This window comes from Bacteroides sp. OM05-10AA, from assembly GCF_003439055.1.
GTDB classification, from domain to species: Bacteria; Bacteroidota; Bacteroidia; order Bacteroidales; family Bacteroidaceae; genus Bacteroides; species Bacteroides intestinigallinarum.
In genome coordinates, this window is sequence record NZ_QSUR01000023.1 from 48,565 (window position 1) to 62,484 (window position 13,920).

Sequence of the window (13,920 nt, forward strand, 5' to 3'; positions counted from 1 at the left end):
TGATAAAATTAAAATATATGATTGGTTAGTATTCAATTTTCAAATCTCCGTTCTTCAGTGCTTCCATGATATTAGCAGGCGGACGTTGATTCATCAGTTCGTTTTTCATAAAGTCCATATAAGGAGCTACATGCTTAAAGAACTGGTAATAGCCTTTGCATAAGTAATTCAATCCCGGTTCGCCTTCTGCCGTTTGGCTGAAACGATTTTTCGGGCATTCTCCGTTGCAGGCAAACAGGAACTCACATTCCTTGCATTGAGTAGGGAGAGACTGATATTTCATGTTCCCGAAATTGTGCTGACGCTCGCTATGCATCATTTCCACCAGAGTTTTACTATAAATGTTACCTAATTTATATTCGGGAAATACAAAATGGTCGCACGAATAAACATCTCCGTTGAATTCCATCACACCGGCATGACCGCAGGTCTTTGCCATTGTGCATATACCAGGCTGTTCGCCCATCCAATTCGCCAGAGTCGAATCGAATATTTGTACATAGTACTTGCCTACATCTTCTTTCACCCATTCGTCGAAAAGAGCACAAAGGAAGTTGCCCCATTGCTCCGGAGTGATCGAAAAATCGGCAAGGGTTCCGGCTTTATTTTCTGCAAGAGAAGCGAGATGACGACCGTCCTCATGTGAGAGAATACGTTCAACGATAGGAGCGAACTGGATATACTGACAACCGATTTCTTTGAAGAAACGATAAAAGTCTAGTGGATAGTCGGCATTGAAGTCATTAATAACTGCCATCGCATTCCATTCCACCCCATGTTTTTTCAAAAGATTGATGCCTTGCATCACTTTCACAAAAGAGGGTTTTCCCATTTTGTTTTTGCGATACTCGTCATGAAACTCCTGGGGACCATCGATAGAGACTCCTACCAGCCAATTATTTTCACGGAAGAACTCGCACCATTCGTCGGTGAGCATGGTTCCGTTGGTTTGGATGCAGTTGTCGATCGTTCGTCCGCGGGCATACTTTTTTTGTAGTTCCATCGCCTTTTTGTAGAAGGAGAGCGGTCGCATCAGTGTTTCTCCTCCGTGCCAGGTGAAAAGCACCTGCGGCATGGTTTGTGAGTTAATGTACTCGTCGATAAACTTTTCCAGAAGTTCATCGCTCATTACGTGTTTCAGATTGTCTTTGTATAGGTTGGCCTTTTCCAAATAGTAGCAATAATCGCATGCTAGATTACATACGGCACCTACAGGCTTTACCATTACATAAAGCGGTTTGGCAAAAGGGGCAAATGTTGATGTTTTCATGACCGCAAAATTAGATAAACTAAATGAAAAAAATAGCCTTATACCTATGTTTATAAGGATTATTAAAGAAAAGAGTCTTACAAGATTTAAATATTGATAAAATGTTTCTTTGAATTCTGAATCAGTTGTACCTTTGTACCCAGAATTTAATGAATAGATGAACGTGAATAAAATTTTGCCTTTTTTGCTTTTGCTTCCGTTTTTGACTTCCTGCACCAGTAAGTACAAGATTGAAGGAACCTCTTCAGTGAATAGTCTGGATGGAAAGATGTTGTATCTTAAGTCCCTTCGTGATGGAGAGTGGGTGAAGCTGGATTCAGCTGAAGTAGTGCATGGTCTGTTCTCAATGAAAGGGAAAATAGATTCCGTACAGATGGTGACACTTTATATGGATGAAGAAAGCATAATGCCGATTGTGCTGGAAAGTGGGAAGATAACTGTTACCATTAGCAATACGGACCTCAAGGCAGTCGGAACATCTTTAAATAATGCACTGTACGAGTTTATCAGCAAAAGAAACCAATTGGAAGAAAGCATTGGTGAACTGGAGCAGAAGGAAACCCGTATGGTACTGGATGGAGGCGATCTGGATGAAATTCACGGTCAGTTGGTGGTGGAAGGAGACTCACTGATGAAAGCGATGAATCAGTATGTAAAAACGTTCATCTCCGATAATTACGAAAATGTGCTGGGACCCAGTGTGTTTATGATGCTCTGTAGCTCTTTGCCCTATCCCATTATGACTCCGCAGATTGATGATATAATCAAGGATGCTCCTTATTCTTTTAAAGATAATAAGCTGGTTAGAGAGTTCCTGTCTAAAGCAAGAGAAAACATGAAGTTGATAGAAGAACATCAACGATTGGAACAAAATGCTTCAACAAATAAGTAATACTTGAGTTTTTTGTGTATTTTTGCACAAAACTCAAGTAAAGTGAAAACGACTACTGTTTCGGTATACGCCGCTTTCTTTTTTATTTTAGTCTTATCGGTTTCTTGTCATAGAGATTCGGAGGTCCCTGATGCGGCATTCCAGAGGATCGAAATGTGCATGGAATCTCTTCCGGATACAGCTCTGTATCTATTAAAGTCAATACCTCATACTGAAAAATTGCGTGGAAAGTTGCAGGCGGATTATGCACTTTTATTGACGCAGGCGATGGATCAGAACTATGTGAAGTTTACTTCTGACTCATTGATTGCACTGGCGCTGAATTACTATACTGTAGAGCGTGGTGACTCTGTTACGCGTGCTAAAGCACAGTATTATTATGGAAGAGTGTTGCGTGAATTGGGCAAAGATGAAGAGGCTTTGACGTTTTTGTCTTCGGCAAAAGAAATGTTCGGGAATATTCAATGTTGTAAGATGTTTGCAATGGCTACTGATGAGATAGGGATGATTAACCGGAAAAAGAAATTGTATCAGGAGTCGTTGAAGAATTTTCGGGAGTCATATACGATCTATGAAGAGTTGAAAGATTCTTTGAGTCTTGTCAGAGCCGGGCAAAATATAGGCCGGGCTTATTTGTTTCAGAATAAATGGGATAGCTGCTATTTCTATTATACTTACGCTTTAGAACTAGCCAGGGAAAAGCAATATCCGTCTGAAGTTTCCATTTTACATGAGTTGGGGATACTGTACCGTTCTATGGGAGAACTGAAAAAGTCAGAACGCTATTTTCTTGCTGCTTATGAAAAAGAAACGGATGAAGAAAGGAAATACGTGGAGTGTATGTCTCTCGGCTATTTGTATATACAGATGGGTGATGTAGAGAATGCCCGGAAATATTTTAAGATGAGTATCAATTCTTCTAAAGAATATACCCGTATTGATGCGTACAATAATTTATACTTTCTGGAAAAAGATATTGATAATTTTGAAGAGGCGATTACCTACCATGAAAAAGCGGACTCTATTGTGAATGTATTGGATGAAGTCGATTCGCAGGAGTTGATAACAAAACTCCAGAAGCAGTATGAGAACGAGAAACTCCGAAATGACAATTTGCAATTGAAAGTGGACCGTACGGTTTTTATATTTTGCAGTACGATTATTTTCCTGATTATAGCCTTCTATATGTGTTATTACTACTACAAAAGTAAGAATCACAGGAAGAAGATTGCCGAAATCGAATCCCAGATTAGAGATAATGAAGAGGAGATAAAGCGATACCAGCAGGAGATGGAAGAAATCCAGGAGTTGAAAGATCAAGTACTGGAAGAGAACCGCATACTGGAAGAAAATCGAATGAAGGTAGGCGAGTTGAATGGAAAGATTGTACTTCTAAGTATGCAGAACAAAACCTTATCGGGACTGTTGAAAGAACTGGGAGGAGAATTAACAGTCGGACCCTCTTCTGAACAGTACATATCCGCTTTTCGTCTGCTGCTTGCTATCAAGGAGGGGACATTAAGAGGTAAATTGTCTAATGGAGAACGCTATAAATTGTTTAGCCTGTTTGATTTACTCTATTCTAATTACGTTACCCGGTTGCTTGACAAAACTCCTTTATTAACTAAACATGATCTTGAGATCTGTTGCTTTCTTAAATTTGGACTGACCAATGAAGAACTGGCGCGTATTTTTCAGACCTCTTCCGATTCTGTTACCAAAGCAAAAGGAAGGCTGAAAGGTCGATTAGGCATTTCTCCACAAGAAGATTTGAATGTGTTTTTAAGGGATTTTTGATAAATAAAAAATGAATTGTCCGGGTCATTAATAGAACGCTAATCTGTATTTTGTTGAATTGTAGGTGTTTACGGGAAATCAGGCGCGCTGATTTTGTCCGGGTGACTTTTTTTGTGTTTTCGGATGCATGTTGTACTTTTGACCCAACAAAAACCAAATAGCTATATGAAAAATCCTAATGAATTATCTGCTACCTCTTCTTGGAGAGGTAACGAACTGCAGTTGATGGAACAAAAAGCCAGCATTGTTGTCGGAATAGCTAATTCTCGCACAAGGCTAAAGGTAGGAGTTCTATTAAGTAAATTTTCAGAGTATCAGGTGGATTATATATCCTCCGAAAGTGAAATCGGTAAACTGATTGAAGAAGCCGATTTGATTATTGGTGCGGGGATTACCGCTTACGAAGGGGTATTGCGCCGAAAGCCGGTGATTGTAGTGGGTGATTATGGTCTGGGAGGCCTAGTTACTCCGGATACATTCCGCAAGCATTATAACAATCGGTTTAGAGGGAAGATTAATGGCGTCAGAAATGAATCTTTCTCATTAGAGAATTTAGAAAAGGAGATTTATAAAAGTTTTAATTTGACTTTTCAAGAATTACAAATGATGTCAAACCAAACCATAACCTTGCAAAACATCTAAATATCTGAATTTCTTAATTTAATAGTTTGATGCATAAAACTGGTTAGGAATATGGGGGTGCGTGAGCATCCCCATATTTATATAAGATTATGTACTGACTATCGGTCTTGATCTTCGTTTTTCACCATTCCCTTGTATTGTTCCGGCAGGGCACTTTCAACCGCAGCGTAGGCTTCTGCCATGGTTGCCTTGATATTTTCCATTCCTTTCCCTTTGGGAGGAATAGGCTCATGAATAGTCAGAATCATGCGATGACGGTGTATCCATTTGCCTGTGCGTGGCAGAATTTCGAATGAGCCGTCAATGGTGACGGGTACAACCGCCAACTGTAAATCATCTGCCAACTGGAAAGCGCCTTTCTTAAAGTATCCCATGTGTCCTGTAAATGTACGCGCTCCTTCGGGAAAGACAACGAGAGAAACCCCATCTTTCAATGAGTCTTTTGCCTGCCGGATTGTTTCCAATACTTTTTTAGGACCGGATCTGTCTACAAAGATATGTCCTGCACTCTCACAGGCTTTTCCTACAAACGGCAGTTTGCGCAGGCTTTTTTTCATCATCCACTTAAAGTTTCTTCCGATGAAGCCGTAAATAAGGAAAATATCAAATGACCCCTGATGGTTAGGTACGAAAATATAGGAAGTTTTGTCATGCAACTTTTCACGTCCCTCAATCTTCACGGGAATCAACAGAAACAGACAAATTAATTGTGACCAAATCTTCCCCGGATAATATCCCCAGATGTGGGCTCCTCCCAAGAGAGAACCTACAATAGTGACGATTGCCGTGAGGATGGTCAACACTAATAAAATAGGCAAAGCGATGCAAATCTGATAAATATAATACAGTATCTTCATAGGGTTGGATTTTTATCCTGCAAATATACATGATTATTGGTAAAAAAGAGAGGCAGATGTGATATAATCTTTTTGATTGTGTTATTTTTGCCTCTTGTTATTAGAGATAGTTACAAAATTATGATACGTATATTACATACTGCCGACTGGCATCTGGGACAAACCTTTTTTGGTTATGATCGCACGGAAGAACATGAAGTATTCCTGAATTGGCTGGCAGAAGAAATTCGTCAGAAAGAGATTGATGCATTGATTATAGCCGGAGATGTTTTTGATGTTTCCAACCCTTCCGCTGCATCCCAAAGCATGTATTATCAGTTTATTTATCGGGTGACAGCGGAGAATCCGTATTTGCAGATTGTCATTGTTGCCGGCAACCATGATTCGGCAGCACGCCTGGAAGCTCCTTTGCCTCTGTTGCAAGCTATGCGGACGGAAGTCAGAGGGGTAGTTCGCAAGCTCGCAGGCGGAGAAATCGATTATGACCATTTGACTGTGGAACTGAAGAACCGGAAAGGGGAAGTGGAATTGCTTTGCATGGCAGTTCCTTTTCTGCGTCAGGGAGATTATCCGGCCGTGCAAACGGAAGGCAATCCGTATGCGGAGGGAGTTCGCGAACTTTATGCACAACTTTTGCAAAGGCTATGGAAGCGAAGGACGGAGAATCAGGCGATTCTTGCCATCGGTCATTTGCAGGCTACAGGATCGGAGATTGCAGAGAAGGATTATAGCGAGCGTACCGTGATTGGTGGGTTGGAGTGCGTATCTCCGGAAGCTTTTTCCGAACAGATAGCTTATACGGCATTGGGACATATACATAAAGCGCAGCGAGTGTCCGGAAGAGAGAATGTACGGTATGCCGGAAGCCCCATTCCGATGTCTTTTGCCGAGAAACATTATCATCATGGAGTCGTGATGGTGACTTTCGACGGAGGTTGTGCCGTGGACATTGAACGGTTGGAATGCCCGAAATTAATACCTTTGGTGAGTGTCCCGAACGGAGAACCTGTTTCACCGGAAGCTATCTTGGAAGCCTTGAAGGAACTACCCGAGACAGAAGCCGTAGCCCCATATCTGGAAGTAAAGGTATTGTTAGAGGAACCGGAACCCATGCTTCGACAGGAGATTGAAGATGCACTGGCAGATAAAAACTATCGGTTGGCGCGTATTGTTTCTACCTATCGCACTGAAACTGGAAATGCGACGAAAGAAAATGAAAACTGGAAGAGGGGATTGCAGGAAATGTCTCCTTTACAGATTGCACAGTCTGCCTTTGAGAAGATTTATCAGGTGGAAATGCCTGTAGAACTGACAGGTTTGTTTGAAGAGGCCTATCTGGCTGCTACCCGTAAAGAAGAGGAGGAAGAAGAATGAAAATACTAGCTATACGATTGAAGAATCTGACCTCGATAGAAGGAACGGTAGAAGTGGATTTTAGGACAGAACCATTACATTCTGCAGGTATCTTTGCCATTTCAGGACCTACTGGTGCAGGTAAGTCTACTTTATTAGATGCCTTATGCCTGGCATTGTATGATAAGGCTCCCCGTTTCGCTACTTCAGTGGAAAATGTGAACCTGGCAGATGTGGGAGACAATCAGATTAATCAGTCTGATGTTAGAAATTTGCTGCGCCGGGGGACAAGTGATGGTTATGCGGAAGTCGATTTTTTAGGTATTGACGGACGGCGTTACCGTTCTCGTTGGTCGGTGAGGCGGACAAGAAACAAGATAAACGGTTCTTTGCAGCCACAAACGCTGGAAGTGAAAGAACTGGATACGGAGAAAGAATTTCAAGGTACCAAGAAAGAGTTGTTGATTCAGTTGGTGGAGTTGGTTGGCCTGACGTATGAACAGTTCACCCGTACAGTATTATTGGCACAAAATGATTTTGCCACATTTCTGAAATCAAAAGGGGCGGCAAAAGCAGAATTACTGGAGAAGTTGACAGGAACCGGCGTGTATTCCCGGATTTCTCAAGAGGTCTATGCCCGGAATAAGGCGGCACAAGAAGAGGTGACCTTGATTCAGAATCGAATGAATGTGATCGAATTGATGCCGGAAGAAGAGCTGCTTGCTCTGCAAAAAGAGAAAGAACTATCGACTGAAAAGCGTGCATTAGGGATTAAACTGCTGGCAGAACAGAATGAACAACTGAATGTGGTTCGTTCATTAAAAATACAGGAAGAACTTTGGAAGAAAAAGCAGCAGGAAGAACAGGAGGAACAGGCTAGGGAGAAAGTTCTGCAGGGTGCATTGGCTTCCCAAGAGGAAGGACTGGTGCATTTTAAGGCACAATGGGAGGCCATACAGCCAGACTTGAAGAAAGCACGTCAATTGGATGTACAGATACAGTCTCAACAAAGCAGCTATATACAGTCGCAGCAGATTTTACAAGCGGCTAACAGGCAGGTGGCGGAGCAGGAACAAAAAATGCGAGTGGCTGCGGAACAATTACAGGTGTCTTATTCTTCTCTGAACCGCTTATTAAGCCATGTAGGGATAGAAGAAACACTGCAACTTGAACAGGTGGAAGAGATTCTACGGCAAGAAGAAAGCAAACTGGCTGCCGCTACAAGTACGAATGAGGAACGTTTATTGCGCTTAAATTCTTTCGGATATCCGTTATTGGCCGAAGAACAGGTGAAGTTGCAAAAGGAGTTGACTCGTCAGCAGAATATCCGGCAATTAACGGAAACGCAGACGAAAGCAAAGACGGAAATAGAAAGACTGGAGAAAGAAGTGGGCGATTGTCTGAAACAATTGACGGAGCAAGAAACCGCATTGAAAGTTACTCAACGTCTTTACGAAAATGCACGTATGGCAGTGGGAAAAGACGTGAAAGCATTGCGCCGGCAATTACAGGAAGGGGAGGCTTGTCCGGTTTGCGGTAGCACAGCGCATCCTTATCATCAGGAGCAGGAGGTAGTAGATACTCTTTTCCGGAGTATTGAGCAGGAGTATAATGTGGCAGCAGCCAACTGCCAGCAGATGAATAACCGGAGCATTGCTCTGCAACGTGATTTGGCGCATCAAAAAACGGTGGACGGACAGATCGCGGAACAGTTGGCGGCATTATATAAAGCAGGGATTGAAACCGGAAACGAAGAGCAAATACAACACCGTTTGGCGGAACTGGCAGAACGTATTTTGGAATATCGTAATCTTTATGCAGAATGGCAGCGCGGCGATGAAGAAATTAAAAAGATGCGTGCACATTGTGAAGCCCTCCGTGAGAATGTTTCTCTCTGTCGTTTGGCTATGCAGAAAGTATCGTCTGCCAAAGAACAGCTGGTAATCTTACAGAATGCTGCTTCGGCCGAACTAAAGAGATTTGAAGTGATAGAGAAAGCGCTGAATGTGCTTCGTCAGGAACGTTCTCAGCTATTGAAAGGAAAAAGTGCGGATGAAGCGGAAGCTGCCGTAGCAAAAAGAGAGAAAGAGCTGAATCTCGCTTTGGAGAAAGCACGTAAAGAAGTAGAGGCGGTACACAACCGGCTTTCCGGTTTGCAAGGAGAGATGAAGCAAATTGCACTGGCTATAGGAGAGTTGCAAGAACAGTATAAAAAGATAGAGTCTCCCGAACTGCTTCCCGAAATAATAAAGAAGCAACAGGAAGAAAACCTGAATATAGAACGTGCCCTTTCTACTATGGAAGCCCGCCTGCTACAACAAGCAAAGAATAAACTGACTGTGGAACAGATTGCGAAGGAACTGGCAGAGAAACAAACTGTTGCCGAACGTTGGGCAAAATTGAATAAACTGATTGGCAGTGCGGATGGAGCGAAATTTAAAGTGATTGCTCAAAGTTATACTTTGAATTTGTTGTTGCTTCATGCCAATAAACATTTATCCTATCTCTCTAAACGCTATAAGCTGCAACAGGTACCCGATACGTTGGCACTTCAGGTAATAGATTGCGATATGTGTGATGAAATACGGACCGTGTACTCTCTTTCAGGAGGTGAATCGTTCCTGATTTCTTTGGCACTGGCTTTAGGTTTGTCTTCCTTGTCAAGTAATAATCTGAAAGTTGAATCTCTTTTTATTGATGAAGGTTTCGGCTCTTTGGATGCGGAAAGTTTGCGTACAGCGATGGAAGCATTGGAACAATTACAGATGCAGGGGCGGAAAATAGGAGTAATCTCTCATGTGCAGGAGATGAGTGAACGGATTTCTGTTCAGGTGCAGGTACATAAGAAAGTGAATGGAAAAAGTGTGCTTACCGTGGTGGGGTAAGCACACTCCTTACTACTTAGTATGAATTATTCAGGTTGGATTCTTTTACATTAATTCGTTCAGTTCGTTTAAATTCTTTTTGATTTCGTGGATACGATTTAAGAACTTCTTGCGGTAAATCCATAAGATCAATCCCAGTCCTCCGCCCCATAACAGGATGAAGAAAGCAATCATGCCCATTCCATATTGCCACACTTGCCAGTAGATAAATGAAAGTATAGCCAGGACCAGGAGAAAGGCAATAGCAATCAATCGTTCCCTGATGGTCCATCGATGGATACGGTTCACGCGGCTGATTACTTCTACCAAAGGCATCTCGTCTATTTGTGTCCGTTGGAGGAAACGGGTGGTGACGATATCCCAGCAAAGGGCAGGAATCCATGCGAAAATGATAATGATATAGATCGGGTTCAATCTGTTGTGCAACAGTACCTCCGCTAAAAATAAGATCAGTATCGGCAGAGAAATCAGAATAAGCTTGATGTTCAGTCTGGCAATGGCATGGATACCTTTGTCCGCGTGCCTTATCAGCTTTTCAAGCTCTTCTTCTTTGATGAACTCTTTGTCTTTCAAGTGTTCATCCAGGGCATTCCAAGATTTTTTCAGTTCTTCCAGTTCCATATATCTTATTCCTCCTTTTTCATTCTTTTAAGTTTGTCTTTGATGCGACTTAGTTTGGTCGCTACATTGGTAACCGTCAGTCCGGTGATTTCTGCTATTTCCTCGTAACTTTTGTCTTCGAGATAAAGCAGGATAATTGATTTGTCGAGTTGTCCCAGTTGGTTAATCATCTGATAGAGCTGTTTCAGCATTTCGTTGATCGGGTCGTGTGCTTCTATGGCCCAGTCAGTATCTCTGGTGAGGCTGACTATTTCCGGCACATTCTTTTCTTTACGATAGAAGCTGATACAGGTGTTGAGGGCAATACGGTAAATCCAAGTGGAAACCTTACATTCTTTTCTGAATTTGGGATAGGCTTTCCAAAGGTTCAATACCACATCCTGATACAGATCATTGAGAGGAGCATTGGGATTGGCATACAGATAGCATACCTTGTAGATCACCCGTTCATATTCGCGGATCACCGATAAAAACTCTTGCTCAATAGGGGCGCTAACCTCTGCTGTTTGTTCTCTCATGGAATCTATGATTACTTTTCTGGTTAGTTAGTCGTGAGAAAAGGAGAAAAATCACAGGAGAATAAGGGCTATTGGAGATTAGCTGCCAGAAACTTACACATTTCTTCGATACTTTTTCCCCGACGGCGGGCATAATCTTCCAATTGGTCTTCTCCAATCTTTCCGACGGAGAAGTATTCGGAAGCCGGGTGTGAGAACATAAGCCCGCAAACAGAAGCGTGCGGGTACATAGCTCCGTTTTCGGTCAGCGAAATGCCTATCTGCTTCATGTCCAACAGTTCATCCAACAGGAAGTTGACAGATTGATCCGGTAAAGACGGGTAGCCGACAGCAGGGCGAATGCCTTGATAGTTTTCGACCAGTAAGTCCGCTATGCCTAAATTCTCGTCTTTGGCATATCCCCACGCTTCTTTGCGCACATATTCATGCATCTTTTCTGTTGCTGCTTCTGCCAGTCGGTCGGAGAGGGTTTGGACAAGCAGGTGTTTATAAGGGTCCTGTTCGTACAATCCTTCCATGTCTGCATCAATGGAAGAGGCAAAAGCACCGATGGTATCCGGGATGCCGGAAGAGATCGGGCGGATAAAGTCACTTAGACAAAGAAAAGGACTACCGTCTCTTTTCGGCGTTTGCTGGCGCAGTAAAGGAAAAGTGATGAACCGGTCTTTTTCTTTCTCAATAATCAGGTTATCCCCGTCAGAGTTTGCCTTGCAAAGCTTGAAGATGGTCTTTACTTCATAATCCCGGTCGAGCAGATCGAGCATCCGGTTGGCCTCTTTGAATAGCTGCATTGCTTCGGAAGCCTTATTACGCTCTTCTTCCGGGAAAGTTGTCAGCCACGAAGCACGGCAGGCATCACATCCATGAATGTTGGCGATGGCTGCAAAACGTGGCTGGAACCCCCATGCGTGGAAAAAGTAAATCCAGTTGATGTAGGGAGTGACTGTATGTATTTTATAAGACAAAATGGTACTCATAGGCTTGTTGAAGGCGAGCTGCTGTTTATCTGAATCTTAATTCCTGTCCGCAATAAGTCTCGTCTATTTCTCCGTTGTTATATAACAGATGTCCGTTTACAAATGTTTTCTCTACTTTCCAGTCGAATGTGTGTCCCTCTAATGGGCTCCATTTACATTTGCTTAGAATACAATCGGTTGTTACAGTCCATTCGCTTCCGGGACGGACTAATACCAGGTCAGCCTGATAGCCTTTGCGAATGAATCCTCTGTTTTGTATCTCATACATCTGCGCAGGAGCATGAGCCATCTTTTCTACTACTTTTTCGATAGTAAACACTCCTTTTTCTGTCAACTCCAACATGCTGACGAGTGAGAACTGAATCATCGGCATTCCGGACATTGCTTTTAAGGCACCGCCTTCTTTTTCGCTAAGTAAATGTGGGGCATGATCTGTGGCAATAGCATCAATCATACCGCTATTGACAGCCTCTTGCAAAGCTTTCCGGTCTTGCGCTGTCTTAATGGCAGGGTTGCATTTGATGCGGGCACCCAGTGTCTGATAGTCCTCTTCCGTAAAGAGCAGATGAGAAACACAGGCTTCTGCCGTGATCTTTTTTTGTACCAAAGGTACGTTAGAAAACAGGCTCAACTCTTTAGCTGTGGAAATATGCATGATGTGCAGGCGGGCGTTTGTCTCACGTGCCAACTGCACTGCCAGTTCGGATGAACGATAGCAAGCTTCTTCCGAACGAAGGAGCGGATGAAGAGCCAAAGGTACATCGTCTCCGTATTCTTTCTTATATTTATCCGTATTTTCTTTGATAATTCCCTGATCTTCACAATGAGCAGCGATGAGCAGATCGGTTCCACCGAATATATTACGCAGACTGGCCATCCGGTCTACCAGCATATTGCCGGTGCTTGACCCCATAAATAACTTCACTCCACAAACCCGGTGTTTATCCAGTTGTGCAAACTGGGTATAGTTATTATTCGTTGCTCCGAAGTAGCAGGAATAGTTGACTGCTGACTTTTCACCCAACAGAACAAATTTTTCCTCCAAAGCCTCCAATGTAGTAGTTTGCGGATTGGTATTGGGCATATCCATGATAGAGGTGACACCTCCTGCTGCCGCAGCACGACTTTCTGTGGTGATATCTGCCTTATGAGTCAGTCCGGGATCGCGGAAATGCACATGTTCGTCGATGGCACCCGGCAAAAGATAACACCCGGTTGCGTCTATAATCTCGTCGCAGGGGGCAGTTGCGTTTTCTTCACCAACCAATATTTCGGCTATCTTTTCATTCTCGATTACTACTGAACCCAGAACTTTTCTTCCTTCGTTGACAATAACGGCGTTTTGAATCAGTGTACGTTTCATTTCTTTTGTGGGAATTTATGGAACCAACTATTTACTTTTAATTTTATCACACCAAATATGGCTTCTCCAAAGATGCTGCTATTCATTTTAGAAGTCCCTAATTCACGATTAATGAAGATAACGGGAACCTCGATAATTTTGAAACCACACTTGTAAGCAGTGAATTTCATTTCAATCTGAAAGGCATATCCTTTAAAGCGAATATGATCTAAATCGATCGTTTCCAATACCTGACGGCGGTAGCAAACAAATCCGGCAGTGGTGTCATGTACAGGTATTCCGGTGATAAACCGCACATATTTAGAGGCGAAGTATGACATCAATACCCGTCCCATCGGCCAATTCACTACATTCACTCCGCTGACATAACGGGAACCGATAGATACATCTCCTCCTTGTTTCGAACAAGCCTGATACAAACGGGGTAAATCATTCGGATTATGACTGAAGTCTGCATCCATTTCAAAAATATACTCGTATGCGTGTTCCAGTGCCCATTTAAATCCGGTAATGTAGGCAGTACCCAGTCCTAGTTTTCCTTTACGTTCTATCATAAAAAGCTGTTCGGGAAATTCTTGTTGCAGTTTTCTTACGATGGCTGCTGTCCCGTCCGGAGAGCCGTCTTCTATGACCAGAATATGGAATACTTGGGGAAGGCCGAAAACGGCACGGATGATATTTTCTATGTTCTCCCGTTCATTATAGGTGGGGATAATTACAATGCTATCCGATGTCTGCATATAGA

At 42.8% G+C, this 13,920-nt stretch carries 12 protein-coding genes; 5 read left to right on the forward strand and 7 right to left on the reverse strand.

All coding sequences use genetic code 11. The features are described from left to right. Positions 1-25: 25 nt before the first annotated feature. Positions 26-1,270 carry an anaerobic sulfatase-maturation protein gene (locus DXB58_RS17655; RefSeq protein WP_004297342.1) on the reverse strand — a complete coding sequence of 415 codons (1,245 nt, stop codon included), beginning with the start codon at positions 1,268-1,270 and terminating at the stop codon, positions 26-28. A gap of 157 nt (positions 1,271-1,427) precedes the next feature. Here DXB58_RS17655 and DXB58_RS17660 point away from each other — a divergent pair, with 157 nt between their 5' ends. The 3 genes from DXB58_RS17660 (at position 1,428) to DXB58_RS17670 (ending at position 4,601) form a co-directional block, all read left to right on the forward strand. Then, the gene (locus tag DXB58_RS17660) at positions 1,428-2,162 is read left to right on the forward strand and encodes a DUF4369 domain-containing protein (RefSeq protein WP_122137705.1); all 735 of its coding nucleotides are present in this window, start codon (positions 1,428-1,430) and stop codon (positions 2,160-2,162) included. A 42-nt stretch (positions 2,163-2,204) separates the two neighbouring features. Continuing rightward, positions 2,205-3,959, forward strand: coding sequence for a hypothetical protein (locus tag DXB58_RS17665; RefSeq protein WP_122137747.1), 1,755 nt, complete (start codon positions 2,205-2,207; stop codon positions 3,957-3,959). 165 nt (positions 3,960-4,124) lie between these two features. Beyond that, positions 4,125-4,601: a polysaccharide deacetylase gene (locus tag DXB58_RS17670; RefSeq protein ID WP_122137706.1), complete on the forward strand. Its 477-nt coding sequence runs from the start codon at positions 4,125-4,127 to the stop codon at positions 4,599-4,601. 98 nt (positions 4,602-4,699) lie between these two features. Here the strand turns inward: DXB58_RS17670 and DXB58_RS17675 are convergent, their stop codons facing one another. Next, positions 4,700-5,458, reverse strand: coding sequence for a 1-acyl-sn-glycerol-3-phosphate acyltransferase (locus DXB58_RS17675; protein WP_004297350.1), 759 nt, complete (start codon positions 5,456-5,458; stop codon positions 4,700-4,702). A 120-nt stretch (positions 5,459-5,578) separates the two neighbouring features. On the opposite strand from DXB58_RS17675, the gene DXB58_RS17680 reads away from it, so the two are divergent. Together DXB58_RS17680 and DXB58_RS17685 are read left to right on the forward strand one after the other, a co-directional pair. Beyond that, on the forward strand, positions 5,579-6,832 hold the full coding sequence (locus DXB58_RS17680; protein WP_122137707.1) for an exonuclease SbcCD subunit D C-terminal domain-containing protein: 1,254 nt from the start codon (positions 5,579-5,581) through the stop codon (positions 6,830-6,832). Then, positions 6,829-9,696 (forward strand): SbcC/MukB-like Walker B domain-containing protein, encoded by a 2,868-nt coding sequence (locus tag DXB58_RS17685; protein ID WP_122137708.1) that lies wholly within the window; start codon positions 6,829-6,831, stop codon positions 9,694-9,696. Before DXB58_RS17680 ends, DXB58_RS17685 begins: the two co-directional genes overlap by 4 nt. Before the next feature lie 45 nt (positions 9,697-9,741). Here the strand turns inward: DXB58_RS17685 and DXB58_RS17690 are convergent, their stop codons facing one another. The 5 genes from DXB58_RS17690 to DXB58_RS17710 form a co-directional block, all read right to left on the reverse strand. Then, a complete protein-coding gene (locus DXB58_RS17690) occupies positions 9,742-10,317 on the reverse strand; it encodes a hypothetical protein (RefSeq protein WP_122137709.1) in 576 nt (191 codons plus the stop codon). 5 nt (positions 10,318-10,322) lie between these two features. Beyond that, entirely contained in the window at positions 10,323-10,835 is a 513-nt protein-coding gene (locus DXB58_RS17695) for an RNA polymerase sigma factor (RefSeq protein ID WP_004297355.1), read from the reverse strand. Positions 10,836-10,903: 68 nt separating this feature from the next. Continuing rightward, positions 10,904-11,812 carry a vitamin B12 dependent-methionine synthase activation domain-containing protein gene (locus tag DXB58_RS17700; protein WP_122137710.1) on the reverse strand — a complete coding sequence of 303 codons (909 nt, stop codon included), beginning with the start codon at positions 11,810-11,812 and terminating at the stop codon, positions 10,904-10,906. A gap of 25 nt (positions 11,813-11,837) precedes the next feature. Beyond that, entirely contained in the window at positions 11,838-13,175 is a 1,338-nt protein-coding gene (locus DXB58_RS17705; RefSeq protein ID WP_122137711.1) for a dihydroorotase, read from the reverse strand. Then, positions 13,172-13,915 carry a polyprenol monophosphomannose synthase gene (locus DXB58_RS17710; RefSeq protein WP_122137712.1) on the reverse strand — a complete coding sequence of 248 codons (744 nt, stop codon included), beginning with the start codon at positions 13,913-13,915 and terminating at the stop codon, positions 13,172-13,174. Before DXB58_RS17710 ends, DXB58_RS17705 begins: the two co-directional genes overlap by 4 nt. Between the last annotated feature and the right edge of the window lie 5 nt (positions 13,916-13,920).